This is a genomic window from Streptomyces sp. NPDC107559, assembly GCF_055657365.1.
The window spans coordinates 147,596-165,741 of the sequence record NZ_JBVKBD010000011.1; the positions used below are offsets into that span (position 1 = coordinate 147,596).

General features: G+C 70.6%; 14 protein-coding genes and 1 pseudogene. 3 read left to right on the top strand and 12 right to left on the bottom strand.

Annotation, left to right across the window (positions count from 1 at the left end):
- Window positions 1–1,428: pseudogene (locus tag ACZ7OY_RS29220) on the bottom strand (hypothetical protein); the annotation flags it as partial.
- 252 nt (window positions 1,429–1,680) lie between these two features.
- Between ACZ7OY_RS29220 and ACZ7OY_RS29225 the strand changes: the two are divergent.
- Window positions 1,681–1,935, top strand: a complete 255-nt coding sequence (locus ACZ7OY_RS29225) for a DUF6082 family protein (protein ID WP_471914149.1) — start codon at window positions 1,681–1,683, stop codon at window positions 1,933–1,935.
- A 551-nt stretch (window positions 1,936–2,486) separates the two neighbouring features.
- Here the strand turns inward: ACZ7OY_RS29225 and ACZ7OY_RS29230 are convergent.
- The 7 genes from ACZ7OY_RS29230 to ACZ7OY_RS29260 form a co-directional block, all read right to left on the bottom strand.
- A complete protein-coding gene (locus ACZ7OY_RS29230) occupies window positions 2,487–2,792 on the bottom strand; it encodes a hypothetical protein (protein ID WP_471914150.1) in 306 nt (101 codons plus the stop codon).
- A gap of 16 nt (window positions 2,793–2,808) precedes the next feature.
- A complete protein-coding gene (locus tag ACZ7OY_RS29235; protein WP_471914151.1) occupies window positions 2,809–3,291 on the bottom strand; it encodes a hypothetical protein in 483 nt (160 codons plus the stop codon).
- 27 nt (window positions 3,292–3,318) lie between these two features.
- The gene (locus ACZ7OY_RS29240) at window positions 3,319–3,783 is read right to left on the bottom strand and encodes a hypothetical protein (RefSeq protein WP_471914152.1); all 465 of its coding nucleotides are present in this window, start codon (window positions 3,781–3,783) and stop codon (window positions 3,319–3,321) included.
- Window positions 3,783–4,262, bottom strand: coding sequence for a hypothetical protein (locus ACZ7OY_RS29245; protein WP_471914153.1), 480 nt, complete (start codon window positions 4,260–4,262; stop codon window positions 3,783–3,785). The genes ACZ7OY_RS29240 and ACZ7OY_RS29245 overlap by 1 nt, the downstream gene beginning before the upstream one ends.
- On the bottom strand, window positions 4,262–4,951 hold the full coding sequence (locus tag ACZ7OY_RS29250) for a hypothetical protein (protein ID WP_471914154.1): 690 nt from the start codon (window positions 4,949–4,951) through the stop codon (window positions 4,262–4,264). Before ACZ7OY_RS29250 ends, ACZ7OY_RS29245 begins: the two co-directional genes overlap by 1 nt.
- On the bottom strand, window positions 4,951–5,142 hold the full coding sequence (locus ACZ7OY_RS29255; protein ID WP_471914155.1) for a hypothetical protein: 192 nt from the start codon (window positions 5,140–5,142) through the stop codon (window positions 4,951–4,953). The genes ACZ7OY_RS29250 and ACZ7OY_RS29255 overlap by 1 nt, the downstream gene beginning before the upstream one ends.
- A 69-nt stretch (window positions 5,143–5,211) precedes the next feature.
- The gene (locus tag ACZ7OY_RS29260) at window positions 5,212–8,889 is read right to left on the bottom strand and encodes a hypothetical protein (RefSeq protein WP_471914156.1); all 3,678 of its coding nucleotides are present in this window, start codon (window positions 8,887–8,889) and stop codon (window positions 5,212–5,214) included.
- A 134-nt stretch (window positions 8,890–9,023) separates the two neighbouring features.
- Here ACZ7OY_RS29260 and ACZ7OY_RS29265 point away from each other — a divergent pair, with 134 nt between their 5' ends.
- Window positions 9,024–9,689 carry a hypothetical protein gene (locus ACZ7OY_RS29265; protein WP_471914157.1) on the top strand — a complete coding sequence of 222 codons (666 nt, stop codon included), beginning with the start codon at window positions 9,024–9,026 and terminating at the stop codon, window positions 9,687–9,689.
- Between the two features lie 2 nt (window positions 9,690–9,691).
- On the opposite strand, the gene ACZ7OY_RS29270 is transcribed toward ACZ7OY_RS29265, so the two are convergent.
- Genes ACZ7OY_RS29270 through ACZ7OY_RS29280 form a run of 3 tightly spaced genes read right to left on the bottom strand, consistent with a single transcriptional unit; the run spans window position 9,692 to window position 15,424 of the window.
- Complete coding sequence (locus tag ACZ7OY_RS29270; RefSeq protein WP_471914158.1) at window positions 9,692–14,074, bottom strand: hypothetical protein; 4,383 nt, start codon at window positions 14,072–14,074, stop codon at window positions 9,692–9,694.
- 3 nt (window positions 14,075–14,077) lie between these two features.
- Entirely contained in the window at window positions 14,078–14,554 is a 477-nt protein-coding gene (locus ACZ7OY_RS29275; RefSeq protein ID WP_471914159.1) for a hypothetical protein, read from the bottom strand.
- Window positions 14,555–14,590: 36 nt separating this feature from the next.
- Window positions 14,591–15,424, bottom strand: coding sequence for a cupin (locus ACZ7OY_RS29280; protein WP_471914160.1), 834 nt, complete (start codon window positions 15,422–15,424; stop codon window positions 14,591–14,593).
- 124 nt (window positions 15,425–15,548) lie between these two features.
- On the opposite strand from ACZ7OY_RS29280, the gene ACZ7OY_RS29285 reads away from it, so the two are divergent.
- The gene (locus ACZ7OY_RS29285; protein WP_471914161.1) at window positions 15,549–16,400 is read left to right on the top strand and encodes a hypothetical protein; all 852 of its coding nucleotides are present in this window, start codon (window positions 15,549–15,551) and stop codon (window positions 16,398–16,400) included.
- Between the two features lie 82 nt (window positions 16,401–16,482).
- Here the strand turns inward: ACZ7OY_RS29285 and ACZ7OY_RS29290 are convergent, their stop codons facing one another.
- The gene (locus ACZ7OY_RS29290) at window positions 16,483–18,111 is read right to left on the bottom strand and encodes a major capsid protein (protein WP_471914162.1); all 1,629 of its coding nucleotides are present in this window, start codon (window positions 18,109–18,111) and stop codon (window positions 16,483–16,485) included.
- Between the last annotated feature and the right edge of the window lie 35 nt (window positions 18,112–18,146).

Sequence of the window (18,146 nt, forward strand, 5' to 3'; positions counted from 1 at the left end):
GGTGTCGGTGGCCTCCACAACGGTGGGCGCCGAGGCACCCCCGGCCGGCGCGTACAGACCACCGTCCGTACCGATGCTCACCGCGTTCCCGACGTCCGCCGAGGGCCTGGCGCTCATCTCGCCGCTGACTGGGTCCCACGCCAGGCCGTCCCCGGCAGAGATGCAGCCGCGCACGTCCGCGCACTCCACGTACACACCGTCAGCGCCCGCGTGGACCAGGTTGCTGCCACCGCCGGGCGGGGTGGCGTCCAGCACCACCGCGGCGCTCACCTCGTACGGGTCCGCAGCCGTACCGGTGCCAGTCACGGTGGTGTTCACCGTGGGGGTGTCGGTGGCCTCCACAACGGTGGGCGCCGAGGCACCCCCGGCCGGCGCGTACAGACCACCGTCCGTACCGATGCTCACCGCGTTCCCGACGTCACCGCTCGGGCGGGCGGAGATCTCGCCGGTGGCCGCGTCATACGTGATGCCGTCCCCGGCCGTCAGGCAGCCCCGGACGTCCGCGCACTCGACGTACAGGCCGTCAGGACCCGCCTGGACCAGGTTGGTTCCGCCGCCGGGCGGGGTCGGGTCGAGGATGACGTCCGTCGTCACGACGTACGGGTCCCCGGCCGTTCCCGTCCCGCTGACGGTGTCGGACGCTGTGGGGGTGTCTCCCCCCTCGACGACCGTCGTACCTCCCCCGGCGCTCGGCGGCGCGTAGAGGCCGCCGTCGCTGCCGATGGCGACGGTGTTCCCGGCATCGGCCGACAGGCTCGCTGTGATCTCCCCGGTGACCGGGTCGTAGGCCACGCCGTCCCCGGCTGACAGACAACCCCGGACATCCGCGCACTCGACGAACAGACCGTCGGTCGACTCCTGGAGCAGGTTCGCTCCGCCCCCGGGCGGAGCCGGGTCCAGAACGGCCGCCGCGCCTACCTGATAGGGATCCCCGGCCGTGCCCGTGCCGGTGATCGTGACATCGACGCTCGGCGTGTCGACGGCCTCCAGGACGGTCGCCGCCACGGGCGTGAACAGACCGCCGTCGGCCCCGACCGAGGTCGCGTTCCCGGCGTCCGTAGACACCTGGGCGGCAATCTCCCCCGTGGCCGTGTCGTAGGCGATCCCGTCCCCGGCAGACAGACACCCCCAGACGTCGGCGCACTCGACAAACAGGCCGTCAGCGTTCGTCTGGAGCAGGTTCGTTCCGCCGCCGGGCGGGGCCGGATCGAGGGCGACGTCCGCGGTGACGGTGTACGGGTCACCGGCCGCGCCCGTGCCGGTGAGACCGAGGTCGACGGTCGGCGAGTCCTGGACGGCGAGCGCGGTCGGTACGGAGTCGGCGCTGATCGTGTAGGGGGAGGCCGGAGAGCCGTTCCCGGTGACGGTGGTCCCGGTCCCGGCGACGACGCGGCAGGTGCAGCGCTGTGCGCCGCAGCAATTGGCCATGGGGAGGCTCCTGGTGGAAGGAGTCCGCCCGGCCCACAACCAGCAGCGTTCCCTCAATCTTACGGACCCCCGGGATTGCCCAGCCAGCTCCGCGAGATCTCTCGAAGCCGCGTCGTGCCGCGAGTTCTGATACGCCACCGAGCACCACCGCGCCCGGGCGATTCGCGATGGCGTCCCCGCAAGGAAGTAGCCACGCACGTCGGCACACTCCACAACAGGCCATCTTGACTGTATCTGTGCATAGTTGACTCGTTGACTGTCAAGGTTGATTCGGTACAGACAAGCACCTGCCCCGTCTCTGAGTTGCCCGAGCAGCTCCGCGCCATCTCTCCGAATCTCGTTTACCTGGAGTACTGGGACGCGACGAAGCACCATCGGGAGAGGCCGCCGAGGAGCTCAGCCGAAGCCGAGATCGGCCGGATGGTGAACGACCTCGCCAAGAACTTCGACGATGCCGAGCCGACGAGTGGTGGGTGGTGGTCGGTTCACCTCACAGCACCCGAATAATCCTCTTTTCGTGAGCTGCGGGACCGTCACGGCACCGGAGAATCTCTTTCGCGGATTTGCCCCCTCAGCCCCAACCGCACGGCTGATGACTGTTAAGTGGTGCCGAACAGGACGCTACGCACGTGTCCGCCTGAACGCACCGTGACCGCGCTTGATGCGCAGAGGCACGATCCGGTGCTTCTGCGGAGCGCATCTGCGCTTCGTATCCAGGGTCTTCGGGCCGGGAAGGGGCCGATCTTGAAGGCACTCACGTGGCTTAGGGATCGGTGGCAAGAGAGTCTGCGGCCGCAGCTCTCCTCAAACAGGGTGGCGGCGACTTGCGAGGTTTTCCTCGTGATCGCCTACCTCTGGGAGAAAAAGCCGTAGGCGAAACAGCGTGATCCCCAGCTGAGGCAACAGCCAGGGATCACACCACCGAAGGGGTCTCGTCCTCGGCTTCCGCAGTGGGCCGCTGCGGGAGGGCGTGGCCCCGCCACATAGTAGGAGCCAGCAGCGCCCGCCATCCGATGTTGCGAAACGCTGCTGGCCCCACTTCAAGCACGGTTCGGCCGTCATGGGGCAGTGGCGTGGACGTGGACGGTGACCCCGGAAGCCGGGATGGAAGCCGCGAGGATCTGAATGCCGAGGAGGCTCACAACGGGCGCACCGAGGACGTTGATCGTCGTCGCCGTCGCGCTGTTCGCGGTGCTGACGTGTGACCGGAATCCGGCCGCTCCCTGGAGCGCGACCGTTACGACCGGCGCGACGGAGAACGTCCCTGCGGGCCAGTTGAAGGTGACGTTGCCGGACGCGTCAGTCACGCCGGTCGCGCGCTCCACGCGGCCGGAGATCGGCGTGTAGTCGCCTCTGGTCGCCATCAGCTACCGGTCTCCGTCAAATCTCGCGGGTGGACAGCACCAGGAAGTCGCCGCCGGCGGCTCCCGTGAACACGAACGCGTCCGCCAGCTTCTCGCCGTTCTTCCCGCCCTGGTCCACAGACCAGGTGCCGGAGGAGCCGGCCGGGAAGGCGACGGCTGGGTCACCGCCGATGGCTACGGTCGGCGCGCCCGCGAACACCATGAGGGTGATCGAGCGGGCGCCCGCGGTGATCGTGAAGTTGCCCGCGCCAGTCTGCCGCTGGGCCTTGCTGTCGATCTGCGGGTTCGGGGTGGCGCCGCACCGTACGACGGTGCCGGTCGGCGCGTACGCGGTGGTCCCATCGAGGGTGGTGTCCGACACGGCAGGCGCGCCGGTGCCGGTGGTCGTGTAGTGCCGCAGGAACGGCGTAGAGCTGCCGTCGGGCTGAGTGTCGCAAAGGATCTCGTACTCGGCGTCGGCCGCCGCCGCTGCCGAGACGCTGCCGCTGGTTCCGGACATGTGGAGCCTCCATGGAGGGGTCAGAGGTCAGGCGATGCGCCGGTACCGGAGGGTGGTGCGGCCGTCCGCGCTGGCGTTGAGCGAGGCCGTCGTCAAGGCGCCGACGGCGTTGACGCGGCGCCCTTGCAGGCGGATGACGGTGGGCGCCGTCACCGTGTACTCGGCGAGGATCGGTGAGGTGTGGTTGTGGCCGGTCTGGACGGCCGTCGCCGTGGTGGATCCCACCTGGTTGATGAGCACTTCCGAGTTCGGCACGGCCGCGCCCACGGTGACGTCGAAGAGACGGGCCACGACGTACGCGTTGACCGGCGAGGTACCGGAGATCGCCGAGCGCACCGCGGCGTCGAGCTGGTAGGTGCCCGCAGCGGGCAGCATGATCTGAAGGGTGCTGTCGTTCCAGGATCCGGACGCGGTCGGCTGGAGGTCGAGGGTCGCGGTGAGCACGGCGATCCCGTGCTCGGCGAGGCGCACGCTGGCGCTGGTGCCGGTCATCAGTCACCCACCCGGTGAGCGAAGAGGCCAGAGCGGCCGCTGGCGTCGGACACGATGCTCGCCTGCGTCGGCTGCGTGCCGAGCTGGAACACCGTTTTGGCCTCCATCCGCAGGATGGTCGCGCCCGCCACACGCAGGTACTTGGTCATGGTGCTCGTGTCGTTGTCGCCGGTCGTCTGGCCCGCCCCCGCAACGTTCTGCCGGACCTGTGTCACGAACGTCTCGGTGCTGGCGACGACGGCGCCCGCAGTGACGTTGAAGAGGCGGGCGACGACGAACGTGCCCGCGATCCCCGTGAACGACAGGACGCCTCGCACGACCATGTTCACCACCCACAGCCCTGCGGCCGGGAGCACCAGGGCGGAGCCTGCCACCGGGCCGTACGTGTTGTCGGCCAGGGGCAGCAGGTCCGTGGTGGTGACGTAGTCCTCCACGAACGGGGTGGCCTGGGGCCGCAGCGAGGCGTCCGTACCGGTCATCAGTCGCTGATCTTCTGGAGGCCGAGGCGGGTGTTCGCGGTCTGGAGGCCGGTGGTGGAGACCGGGGTGCCGCTGCCGTCCAGTCGCATGACCTCCAGGCGCAGCGTTGTGGGCCCGGCGGCGGTGACGAACCGGTGGAAGGTCCCCATGTCCGAGTCGGCCTGGAAGCTCGTGGGGTTGTTGTCCGAGTTCTGCTGGATCGTGTACTGGCTGCCGCCGACGACGTTGCCGCCGGTGACGTTCCACAGGCGGCCCACGATGGCGATGTTGTACGAGCCGCTGGACGGGTTGGTCGAGATCACCGTGTGGAGGGTGGCCGAGACGTCATAGATGCCCGCCTCCGGCAGCACGGCGGTGAGGCCGCTGTCGACCCATGCACCGCTCACCGTAGCCACCAGGTCCACGAACGCGGGCAGCAGCGACTCCCCGAAGACCGGCGTCAGCCGGGCCCCGACCTGCCAGGTGGCCGGGCAGGCTCCGGCCGCCGGTGCGGTCACGTCCACGTCCACGGACCGCTCCGTGGAGACGGCGCCGCCGGGCGCGACACCCGCGACGGCGACGGACGGGACGAGGAGGCCGGCGGCGCTCTCCGTCAGGGCATTGCAGGCGGCGGGGTCGACGGTGGCCGACCCTCCGGACGAGGCGGAACGGACGACGAGCGTTCCGCCGCCGCAGCACTTACCGGCCATCAGTCACCATCCACAGTCAGCAGGGCCTCGGGGGCGGGCAGGGTCGCCTGGTAGGCGGCCTCGTCGACCTCGGTGTATCCGAGGTCGAGGTAAGGCGTGGCGTCGCGCAGGTTGTAGACCACCTGGGCGCTGTGGCCTGGCTTCGTGAAGTAGTGGACGTTCTGGGGCGGGGTGGCGGGCTCGTCGCTCATGGCGGTGTGTCTCCTCATGAATGGGGAGGGGAGAGGCCGCCGCCCGGGGTGGGCGGCGGCCCGGGGCGGTCAGCGGTAGGTGAAGTTCAGGAGGTACTGGGCGGCGGCCGAGGCGCCGGCGAAAGCGGCCGTCGCGAGCGCCGAGTCGGCGTCCTGGGCGACGGACCACGTCATCGTGACCCCGGCCGGGATCGGCACGGCAGCGCCGTTGGTCGTGGTCGCGTTGACGGTGCCCGCAAGGACGGTCAGGGTGACGCTCTGGAGGCCGGGGAACGCCGTGGCGAGGTTCTGCGCCGCGGTGTCGGTCACGGACCGCACGCCCGTGTTCAGCGGCGACGGCGTGGTGTCGGAGTCCTCGATCGTGCACTCCACCGGGGCGACCGGCGTGTACGGCTGGGACGGGTCGCCGTCCAGGTAGGCGCCGAGCAGCGCGGGGGCGTCCGTGCCGCTCGGGTCGATGGCCCACAGCTCGGTGTACATGACGTCACCGATGCCGTCCCCGGTGGTGTCGTCACAGCCGCACCGCTCCAGGAGCTGCTTGACGTTCGTGTCCGTGGAAGCGTCCTCCACGGTGCACTCCACCGGGGCCACCGGCGTGTACGGCTGGGACGGGTCGCCGTCCAGGTAGGCGCCGAGCAGCGCGGGGGTGTCCGTGCCGCTCGGGTCGATGGCCCACAGCTCGGTGTACATGACGTCACCGATACCGTCCCCAGTGGTGTCGTCACAGCCGCACCTTTCCAGGAGCTGCTTGACGTTCGTGTCCGCCGTCGTCCCCGTGCTCGACCCGGAGCAGACACCGACCTCGCCCTGGGGCGTGTACGCGGTGCTGCCGTCCAGTTCCGTGTCCGTGGTGGTCAGGAGCAGCCCGGCACAGTCATAGGCGTACGCCCGCAGGAACGGGATCGCGGTGACCTCGACGCCCTCCGTCTCCACTGTGAGGGGGCGGATGACCAGGTCACGGTTCAGGGCGCCGCCGGTGCTGAGGTCGGTGAACCGCACAGTGACGGTGCCGCTCGGAGGAGCCGTGAACGCCAGGGGTGGCTGGGCGACCACCGCCCCGGCCGAGCCACTGCCGTTGGACAGGTTGACGGTGCTGGTCGCAAGGACGGTCGCCCCGTCAAGGACGTCCACCCGGTAGATCGCATTGTTGGTGGCCGGCGGATTGCCGCCCCCACCCCACCCGGCATCGAACAGCAGCGTGCTGGCCGCGCCGCTGATCAGACCGGTTACGGAGCGGGTTGCCACCCCGTTCGCAGGGAGGTTGTTGCGGGAGAACTGGAGCTGGTCACCGAAGACCTGGACATTCCCCGTCAGGGTGAACGAGTTGGCCGGGACCGCGATGGGCGTCGCCGGTGCGGCCACCAGGTCACAGAGCGGGACGATCTCGACGTCCCCGCACGAGGCACTGGGGGTGCAGTCCAGCGTGGCGGTTGCCGGGATCGGGAGCCGGGTGTCCGGGTCCACGACAGAGACGTTGCCGTTGCAGTCCGCGAGCCTGACCGCCTGCCACGGCACCGTGCTGGCCGTGACGCCACAGAACCGCTCGTGAACCGTGAGCGGGTCACCGAACGCGCTGGTGGTGATGGCCAGGCGCACCGGCTCGGAGAAGTCGAGACGGAACGCGTCGGTGCCGTTGAGGTAGAGGCCGTTACTGTTCGCGGACCAGCGGCCGAGACCGTCGCCGCCCGTCGCGGTCAGGGTGACCGTGACGCCAGCGATGACGGCGGTACCGACGTACGTCGGGGAGGAGTTGGCCGGGCTGGCCGGCAGGGCCGGGGTGAACGCGGCGAAGTTGATCGGGCCGCCGAGGTCCGGGCTGGAGAACAGGACGACCGACGCGCTACCGGCATCCGCCCGGTAGTTGGCCGCCCACGACGAGACCCGGTCCCCGTACGTGTACGAGGGGTTCAAGGCCGTCGGGAGCCAGCAGCCGGGATAGGCCGGGTCAGCGAAGTTCCACCCGGTGGAGGTGTCCGGGAGGCTGTAGGTGCACTCGGCCAGGACCTCCGTGTCGCAGCAGCGGCCGACCGTGCCCGCCACCTGGTACGTGGAGGTGCCGTCCAGGGCGGTGTCCGTGACGCTGATGACGGCGCCGGTGCAGTCCCGGCACAGGGTGCGCAGGAATGAGGTCGTCGCCGTGCCCACGGTGTCGCACAGGACGAGCTGCTCGCAGTCCTGGCAGGTGTCGCCGCTGCTGCAACTGCTCGCGTGCGGCTGGCACTGGGCGACGTCACCGCTCGGGGTGTACGGGGCTCCAGCGAGGTCGGTGTCCGTGATGGACAGCGCTACTCCGGTGTCACACGCGGTGCGGATCGTGCGAAGGAACTGCTCACCGCATCCGGCGGCCGGGGCGAGGACGGCCGTCACGCCGAAGCTGTCGGCGGTCCAGGTCTTTTCGTTCGTGTTCTCGTCGTGGGTTTCCAGGTCGAGCGACACGGCAAGGTCGCCGGACAGGAGCTTGTCGTAGGGGACGGTCGCGGTGACGGAGAGGTCGCGGCAGGACGGGAAGACGCCGGACGCGCCGACGTTGCTGAGCGTCTGGTTCGCCAGGGTGGTTGCCGGGACGGTGCTGGAGTCGACGATCCGCCACCGACCGCACGTCAGGACACCAGAGACCGGGCCCTGATTGCAGGCGCGACCGGTGACGGTGATCGTGACGTCTCCGGCGGGTCCGCAGGGCGGGCAGGCCACGGCGTCGGCGCCGATGCTGGCCGCGATGTAGCGGTGCGTACCCGCGGTGCCGGTACCCTCGCCGCCAGGCGGTGGGGCGAACGTGACGGTGCCGCCGTCAAAAAACGACTGTCCCGGGGCCAGGTTGACCCGCTTCACGTTGCCGTCCGGCGGGTTGGGCTGGAACAGCGGCGTCGGGTCGGTCTCGGTGAGGGTGAGCAGCGGCCCGAGGTCGACGGCAGTCGAGTCACAGAGCAGGAGCGTCGCCTCGGTGGTGCACGGCTCGGAGCACACCCCGACCGCGCCAGTCGGCGCGTACGCGGCGCCGGCGAGCGTGTAGTCCGTGTGCCCGACGATCGCGCCGGTCTCGTCGCGGGCGAAGTCCCGGACGAAGGGGGTCACAGTGCCGTCTGCGGCGGTGTCGCAGAGCTGGAGGAGGTCGCGCTCCGGCTGCTCCACCCCGGCCGGGCAGGCGGTGACGGTGCCGGTCGGCGTGTAGATGCCGCCGGTGACTGCGTCCACGAGGCGGACGGAGGCGATGGCGCCGGTGTCGTCGTAGGTGTACTCAACGAGGACCAGGCCGACGACGTCCCCGGCCGCGTCCACGTCGCAGAACGTCCCTGAAACGCTGATCGTGCGTGCGTCTCCGCACGCCATAGTCCCGGCTGGCGGGGCACCTGCCGACCACGCGCCCGTGGTGAGGTTGATCCACCCCTCGCTGGTGACGACGCCTGCGCAGTCCCGGACTACAGTCACGGCGATGGGCGTCCCGTCCGCGAGGCACACACCCACCGTGGCGGTCGGGGTGGTCAGCGCCTCGCAGTCCGAGGCGGCAGAACCTGTCACGCACGGCTGGAGCGTGCCGGTCGGCACGTACGGTGCGCCGGTCGTCGGGTTCACGGTGCGCGTGCTGACGCGGGCACCGGTGCTGGTGTCGTAGATCGGCTCGACGAGGGCAACGCCGGCGACCGTGCCGTCCGGTAGGACGTCGCACAGCAGGACGGTTTCCACGTCAACGCGGGGCGTGGCCGCCGCCCCGGAGACGATGACGGGTCCCTGCCCGCAGCATCCACTCACAGTCGGTCTCCTTGCTTGGGGGAGGTAGGGGCGTACTGCCGTTGCAGTGAGGGCTTTTCCGCCTGGTCAGAGCACAGACGTCGGTAGAATTGGGGCATACGAGACCCCCGCGACGGCGGCAACCGTCCGGGGGCATGGCCGAACCTGGTGAGAGGTCCGGCATGGAAAAGGCTACGTGCCGTGTGGTGTTCAGCGACGGCGGCTGGTGCCCACGCTCCGTGAAGGTGAAGGCCCGAAGGCTGTGCCACGCCTGCTACGAGTGGTCGAGGACGAACGCCGGCGCCGACCCGAACGGGCGCGCACGGCACAAGCGGAACGGCGCGATGCTTGCGAAGCTTCACGCCGCAGCCAGCGCAACCACCGACGACTGCGTCATGCTCAACGGCTGGACTGGCCGCCCCAGTGTGAACTTCAACGAGAAGGGCATGTTCGCCTCCCGCGCGGTATGGATCATCGCCAACGGCGACCCGGGCGACGACTGGGTTCTCCACCGATGCCACCGCGGGGACGAAGGCTGCATCAACATCCGTCACCTCTACCTCGGTGACCAGACCCGGAACATGGCCGACATGGATGCAGCGGGCCGACGCGTGCCACCTCGCGGACTTCGAGCAGCGCGCGCCATCCTGACGGACGAGCAGGTCGCGGACATCCGCCGCCGGTTCGTGCGTGGCAACGGGTGGCACCCTGGGAACCGTCTGGCACTCGCCGAGGAGTTCGGCGTCGTTCCGTCGCTGATCTCCGATGTTGCGAACGGCAGGCGCAAGACCTGGGTGGCTGCTACCTCCGGCGCGGAATAGCGTCACAGGGTCACCCCCTGCGTCCAGGTCACGGTCACCGTGCCGCTGTCGGCGGTGATGGTGAGAGGGCCGGTCAGGGCCGCGTCCACGTCCCGGGCGACGCTCCAGGTGGCCGCCTCTCCGGTGTGCAGGGAGCTGGGCCCGTCGGAGGTGGTGACGGTGCCGGTGCCGCCGTGGGCGACCGCCGTCACCGACTGGAGGGTCGGGTACGCCGTGGCGTCCCAGGAAGCACCGGCCGCGAGCTCCACGCGGCGGGCCTGCACGCCGACCGCCGGGTCGGCGCCCTCCTCCGGATCGAGGGCGTTGCAGTCCACCGGTGCGACGGGCGTATACGGGGCAGTGAAGCCGTCGGTGTAAGTGCCAAGGCTGGTCAAGGTGCCCTGGCAGTCGACGGCGAGCAGCTCCACATAGCCGACGTCCGGGAGGCCGTCCCCGTCCGTGTCGTCACAGCGGCACTGCTCGATGACGGTCTGCGCCGGGCACGGCTCCTGCGGACAGCAGGTGCCGCCGCCGGCTGCCGTGCACTGTGCCGGGTCTCCGGTGACGGTGTACGGGTCGCCGTCCAGGGTGGTGTCCGTGACGGCGGTGACGGCGCCGGTCTCGCAGTCCACGGTCAGGCTACGGATGAACTGGGTGTCGCAGCCGGTCTGGTCGTAGACCACGCTGGCGGTGAACTCGTCGACGGTCCATCCGCCGATGCGGGCGCCGTCCGGGTTGCTGCCGCCAGGGCAGGAGGACGGCGACCGGTGGTAGGTCTCCAGCGTGCCGAGCAGCACGACGTTGCCCGCGGCCAGGTCGGCGGCCGGGACCTCCCCGGTGACGGTGAGCGTCTGGACGGTGCCCACCGGGACGTTCGTCGGCGCGACGCCCTGGGACTGGATGATGGCCGGCCCGACGTGGAGCTGGAAGAACCCGGTCCCGCCACAGCCCGGGTTGGGCCCGTTGCGCCGCACCTGGATGGACGCGGTGACCGTGGCGGTGCCGGTGTCGCAGCCGGGCCGCGGGGCCTGGACGACGGCGGCGAACGTGCGGGTGCGCTGCGCCGTGCCGTCTGACGCCTGGCTGGTGTCCGGCGGGATCGTGAGCGTGCCGCCCGCCCACAGCGCGGCCGCGCCGCCCGGGAGCGCATCGGATCCGGGGATCGTCTCGTGCGGGGTCGGGTTGGTGTCCGTGACCGTGGGGTCCGGTGCGCCGTCCTGCGGCAGGTCGCATAGGAGCAGGCTCATGCTGTTGCGGCACGGCTCAGCAGGCGGAGCGTCGGGGCACACGTCCAGGTGGGAGCCGCCGGGCAGTGCAACCGGCCCCCAGGTGACGGGGTCCACGTACCGGACGCCGAGCCGGTCCCCGGTGACGGTGTCGTAGATGACCTCGGCCAAGACCTGCTGGAGCACGTTGCCGGTCGCGTTGTCGACCACGCACATGGGCGTCAGCTCGACGTCCCGGCCGTCGCGCTGGCAGACGCCGACCGCCCCAACCGGGGTGTACGGCACTCCGGCCAGGGTCAGGTTCACCACCGCGGTGACCGCGCCCGCGCCGTTCTGGACGAACTTTCGGATGAACGGCCCGGCGTCATCACACAGGACCTGCTCGCCGTGGAACGTGTCCGGGCTGACGCGTACCGGGCCGGGCACGTCGGTGGGGCAGCGACCCACCGTGCCGGTCGCCGTGTACGGAGTGATCCCGTCCAGCGCGGTGTCCGTGACGGTGGGAGTACCGCCCCCGGCCGGGAAGGTGAGGCGGCGCAGGAACGCGGTGCCGGTGCCGTTCGCCGCGACGTCGCACAGGGCGACGACCTCGGTGTCCGGCTCTACCGGCTCCGGATCCTCCGCCGAGGGCTGGCAGACGCCGACCAGGCCGGTGGGGGTGTACGGCGTGACCCCGTCCAGGAGCGTGTCCGTCTTGGAAATGACAGCGCCCGAGCAGTCCCGGCACACGGTGCGCAGGAACGGGCCGCCCAAGGAGACGTCCAGGGCGCCGAACTCCCAGGTGCCGAACCGGCGGCACTCCACGCTGATGTTCCGGCCGCCCAGGTACTGGGCCGTGAACGTGGTCACCCCGGTGACGCGGAACCTGGCGCTGGCCGCGCGGGTGGGGGCGCTGAGGGTGCATCCGGCGTTGGTGACGGTGGAGTCCACGCGCAGGATGCCCGTGGCCTGGTTGTAGCTGTAGCCGGACGGCAGGCTCAGCGGGACCGCGCCTACGGGGAGCTGGACCTGGTTCTCTCCAGCCGCGGTGCCGGTCGACCAGGTCATGACGACGCTGAAGTCCACGTTCACCGGCTGGCCGAACGTCCACCTCGTGAGCGGCACGGCCGGGTTGGGGAAGAGGGCCACGTCCCACCAGGACGCGCCGCCGCTCTGCCTGCTCGCCGGGAACGCGTTCGGGCCGGTGGACGCCCAGGTGACGACGTTGGACAGCGTCCCGGAGGAACCGGCCCCGGAGATGGTGGCCGGCGGGATGGCCACGGTGTCGCACAGGACGACCGTCTGGCAGTCCCGGCACTGGTCGGTGCAGCGGCCCACGGTGCCGGTCGGGGTGTACGGGACGCCGTCCAACAGGTAGTCGCTGTGGCCGGTGATCTGCCCGTTCTCGTTGCGGGCGTAGTCGCGCACGAACTGGGTGACCGTGCCGCCAGCTGCGGTGTCGCAGAGCTGCACCAGGTCGCGTTCCGGCTGCTCGACGCCGACCGGGCAGGTCGTCACCTCGCCCTGCGGGGTGTACGTGCTGCCGGTGACGGCGTCGACCAGGCGGACTGCCTCGACAGCGCCGTCCGCGCCGTAGGTGTACTCGATCAGGACCAGGCCGAGGACGCTGCTGCTGACCGGGTCGACGTCACAGAAGGTGCCTGTCGTGCTGATGCTGCGCGGGTTGCCGCACGCCATCGTCCCGGTAGGCGGATCACCGACGGACCAGGTGCCGGTGACGAGGTTGAGCCAGCCGTCCTGCGTGACGGTGCCCTCACAGTCCCGGGTGACCAGGACGGCGATCGGGGTGCCGTCGGCCAGGCACAGGCCGAGCGTCGCGGCCGGGGTGGTGGGCGCCTCGCAGTCCGGGCTGGCCGGGCAGAGGCCGACGGTGCCGGTGACGACATGCGGGGTCTGACCGTCGAGGTCGACGTCTTCGTACGCCGCGGTGTTGCCGAGCCACGAGTAGCGGCGCAGGAAGGGACCTGAGTCGTCGCAGAGCGTCAGGACCTCGGACGCTTCAGCGGCGTACTCGCAGTCGACGGGCGAGACGGGCCTGTACGGGGCCGACGGGTCGTCCTGATAGGTGAGGACCAGGTCGGCGCTGCCGTCGGCGCGGATGCACCACAGCTCACTGTACGTGGCGTCGGCCTGGCCGTCGCCGTCGGTGTCGTCGCAGCGCCGGCGGCACACGGTGTCCATGCAGCCGGACGCGCACGGTCCTGCGTCGGCCGGGGCCTGCCCGGCGGTGTACGTCCCGGTGACGGCGTCGATCCAGCCGACGACCGCCGGGTCTTCAGGTGCTTCTCCGCACTCGATGCAGCCGGACCGGACGACCAGGAGCACGGTGCTGCCGTCGGTGCGGCACAGCGGCGTCGACGCGATCGACGGGGAGCAGCAGGCGGGGGCGTCTGCTCCACTAGCGCAGGCGCCGACGGTGCCGATGACGACGTGCGGGGTCTGCCCGTCGAGATCGACGTCCTCGTAGGTCGCGCTGCCGTTGAGGAACGAGTACCTCCGAAGGAACGATCCGGCGTCGTCGCACAGCATCACCGTCTCGGACTCGGGGCAGCCGTACGTGCAGTCCACGGGCGCCACGGGCGTGTACGGCACGGACGGGTCGTCCTGGTAGGTGAGGACCAGTTCGGCGCTGCCGTCGGCGTGAATGCACCACAGCTCGCTGTACGTCGCGTCGGCCTGGCCGTCGCCGTCGGTGTCGTCGCAGCGCTGGCGGCACACCGTGTCGATGCAGTCCTGCGTGCACGGGCCCGCGTCGGCCGGCGGCGCTCCGGGCGTGAACACGCCGGTGGCCGCCGCGATCCAGCCGACCATCACCGGATCGGGGGCGGGGGTGTCGCAGTCGGCGCAGTCGGAGCGGACGACGACGAGAATGCTCGTGCCGTCCGCCAGGCACAGGGTCGCTGTGGCGATGGAGGGTGAGCAGGAACAGCCCAGGGTGCACGGTCCGGCGTCGGCCGGGACCGCGCCCGCCGTGTACGCGCCGGTGACGGGGTCGATCCAGCCGATGACGGCCGGGTCGGCGGCCGGATCGCCGCAGTCCACGCATTCGGAGCGGATGACGACGAGGACGGTCGTCCCGTCCGCACGGCACAGCGGCGTGGACGCAATCGACGGCGCGCAGGCACAGCTCCCTGGTGTGCTGTCGCCGCCTGGAGCGCACGGGACGGGCGAGACCGGCATGGGTCAGTCCTCCGGGTGGGCCTGACGGCGGTGGGCGGCGAGGGCGCGGTCGCTCTTGAAGAGGCGGTCGCAGTCGGAGCACGTGGGCTGGCCGTCTTCCGGGCTTGCGTCGCTTTCGTCGCTGGCCTCGGCGGGGTGGACCTCGAGGGGGACCGCGTCGGGCGGGTACGCCTCGGCAGGCACCTCGGGCAGCGGCGCGCCGGGGATCCCCCCGTTCCTGAACGGCTGGTCCACGCCGAGGAGCTCGGGCCCGTCGGCCGGCTCGGTCGGCTCGGGCTCGTCGTCGGGGCTGACGTAGGCGTGGCCGTCGACGACCGCGCCGATCAGGAGATGCTCCGGCAGGCCGGTGAACAGGGCGTGCGGGACGGCGAAGTCGTGCGTCGACACGGTGCGCACCTTCGGCTTCTGGGCGACCGCCCAGCGGGCGAAGGCGGTCCGCAGGTCCCGGGCCGGCTGAACGGTGATGTGCGCTCTACTCACGGGCGAAGCCCCCATCGTGATCGTGGACGGCGCCGGTCATGAGGAACACGTCGAGACGTTGATCGCGCAGACGGCGCAGGTGGTCGCGACCACGTAGGTCCGCTCGACCAGGACTCGTCTGTCGTTGGTGCGGATGTTCACCGACGGGCCGGGCCGGTCCGGGATGGTCACGGCCGGGCCGCGCCGGACGACCACAGGGCCGGTGATGTACAGCCAGGCGGTGCCCTCGTCGGCGGGGATGCCGCCGGGCCCGGTGTTCGCGGTGCTGTATCCGGCGCCGATTACGACGCAGTTCCCGGCCAGCGTGGTCGGGTTGCCGCCGGGCTCGCGGTGGACGAGGTTGCAGCAGCCGAGGAGCGCCGCGGCCCCGGCCGGGACGTGGAGGACACCGACGCCGCCGTACTGCTCGGCCAGGCAGCCCTCCAGGGCGGCGACGCCCTGCGCGATGGACACCGGTCCGGCGGCCGGGGTGAGGTCCTGGGCGTTCGCGGTGAGGAAGTTCGTCCAGAAGCCGAGCTCGACGGCTTCCTGCTCGCCGAGTTCGAGGGACTCCTCGGCGTGCGCGCGGGCTTCCGGGTAGCTCCAGCCCATGGCCGAGCACTCGGCGCCCGCGTAGACGGTGATCGGATCGGCGTGCTCGGCGACCGGACGGCAGAACTCCTTCTGCGCGGGGGCGCCGGGACTCTCGTCGGCGCCCACGCAGGGGTCGGTCCACACGCCGACCGGGCAGCAGCCCAGTGCCAACCACTCGACGCCCAGCAGCTCGTGTTCGTCGGTGACGTCGATGACGTCGGTACAGCCGCCGAGGATCCCGTACGGGAGCGGCCGCCCGGAGATCGCCTCGACGCGGCGCCGCATACCTGCCGCCACGTCAATTCACCCCCACGGGGAGCAACCGACACGCCGACGACAGACGTTGTACCAGGTGAGAGGGCCGACGGTGCAGCGAACACCGCCGACCCCGACCGAACCCCTGAATCAGAGGAGTACGGCCATGACCGAGGCTACCTGCCTCGTCTGCGCGAAACCCGCAGAGCCCGACAACCGCCTCAAGGCGGGCAAGCACATCCGCTACTGCTACGAGTGGCACCGCAGGAACGACCCGAGCAAGACCCACTGCGCAACCCCGGAGTGCGGCCGGTCGGTGCACGTGAGCGGCCTGTGCAACCGCTGTTACCAGCGCACACAACGCGGCAACGACCCCGCAGCCCGCCCGTTCCACGAATCGAACAAGGGCAGCACGTGCAAGACCGAATGGTGCGAAGCGCCAGCCGCGAGTCGCGGATGGTGTGCACTGTGCCGGGACTGGAGCCTTCGCAACGGTGGAGCTGACCCAACTGGCCGCCGCTACCGGTACAACCGTAGTCCCGCCGACATCATGGAGTTGGTGATGCAGATCGCCCCCGACCCCATGACCGGCTGCCGCAACGGCATCGGAACCTTTTCGGAGGGACCGCACGGATACCCCGTCACGAGCGTTGCCGGTAAACCGGGCACGCTCGTGACGCGCGTGGTGGTTGCCTGCACGCTGGGTCGCCCGATGCGTCCCCGGACTCAGGCATGCCACACCTGCGACAACCCTCCGTGCGTCGAGCCCACTCACCTGCGGGAGGGCACTTCCGCTGAAAACACCCAGGACCGGGAAGCGAAGGGCCGAGGAGCGCGGGGTGAGAGCAACGGCCGCTCCCGGCTCGACGCCGCCAAGGTCCGTGACATTCGGCGCCGGTACGTCGGCGGCACCAACCAGTTCGACGGCAATGTCGGGGAGTTGGCTACCGAGTTCGGCGTGAAGCCTCAGACGATCCGAGCCGTCGTTCACCGCCGCACATGGGCGCACGTGCAGTAGAGCAGCATTCATTGCCTCACCTCCGGGTGGGGTCGGCGGGCCCACGCCTTCGGTGCGGGCCCGCTGTGCGTCGGGGTGAGGGTCAGGCGATCGGGCAGGTGACGCCGAGCTGCTCGCCGGTGCGGCCGTCGGGGCAGACCGGCACGGTGACGACGCGGGCCTCGCTGTTGCGGGTGATCAGCGCACTGCATTCCTCGGTGAACAACGCTGTGTAGTCATTCACACTGAATTTTGTTGAATCGTGAATTACCCCGAGGCTGATCTCGCCGCCGCGTCCGGCCTCGAACGTGCCCGCCGGGTAGATCAGGAACGGAATGCTGGCCGGCCAGTCGGTGGCCGCGGTCGGGCCGCCGATCTCGTCGGGCACGGACGGGTTGAGGCCACGCGCCCACTGGATGGAGATGCCCAGCTCGGCGAAGGCGCCGATGATGTCCCGGGTGCTGATGTCGCTGACCGAGACGCCGTTCTGGCGGGCGATATCCGCGAGGAACAGATTCTTCGCCCACCACGGGAAGACGACCTCGATGCTGATGTTCTGGCAGAGCGACAGCTTCTCCGTCATGTCCGCCGCCTGGAGGGCGACAGCGGCGAAGATCGCCGAGAACGCGCCGAACGTTGCCGCGATCGTGACGGCGGTCGACGCCGCCACGGCCGCGGTGAACAGCTCCTGCCGGATGCGGATCTCGTGCGCGACCATCGCGAGGGACTGGTAGTACGCAACCAGCTCCGGGAAATGGCGCTGCGTCAGGATGCCGGACTCCAGGCAGGCGCCGATGGCGTCACAGCGGACCTCGACCGGGTCCGGGCAGGGGATCCGGAAGCAGGGCTTCGCGGTACCGGCAATGTCGTCGGCCTCGGTGTGCACGAACGTCATGGCGGCGACGTCGAGCGACGGCATGGGGAAGTACCTGAGTCCGCCGCGGGCGAGCTGGATCTCGGGCAGGTCCCACAGCATCTCCGGGCAGGACATGCCGGTCAGCTCGTACACCGTCTCCGAGGGGGCGCACCAGCCGCCGCTGGCGACGAGGTCACCTCCGTTGAGGCGGGACTGGTCACCGGCGAGGACGACCGCGCGGGTGCCCTCAGTGCCCGAGGAGCTGTCGTTGACGATGAGCTGCTCGGGGAACGGCAGCCGGTAGGAGGCGGTGAGGCCGACGCCGCCGCCTGCCGTCTTCAGGGCGTTGGCGCGGCGGATGATGCCCTCGGTGACGCCGGCCATGTCGAGGGCCTGGCCCGGCTGGTAGCCGGGGACGTCGACGGAGGCGGTGATCTCCGGGCGCGGGTTCGGGTCCGCGGGCAGTACGCGGGGCTGGTGGGCGCGCACCCTCGACAGGTCCAGGGGGCGCTGCTTGACCGTGGCGGCCGCGGTGACGGTCTCCTTGGCGGGCTCGGTCTCGGCGGCCGGCTCGACGGCGGCGGGCTCGGTCGGCTCGACGGTGGTGGCGGCCTGCTCGGGGTCGTCGCCGCGCACGGTGGCGGCGAGCGCCTCGATCTCCTCGGCGGCCTTCTGCGCGGCCTCGATCCGCTCTGCCTTCTCGGCGCGGATGGCCTCGACGCCGGTCGCCAGCTCGCGGAGCTGGGTCAGGTCGTCGGTGGTGACGGTGCTGCTGCGCGACTTCGAGTCGAACGCCTTGACCGCGCCGTCGAGAAGGGCGTCCAGCTCTTCGTCGTTGAGGGCGGTGATGTCCTCGGGAAGCGAGAACTCTTCCATGGGGCTGGTCTCCAAAAGTTCGATCTTGGAGACCC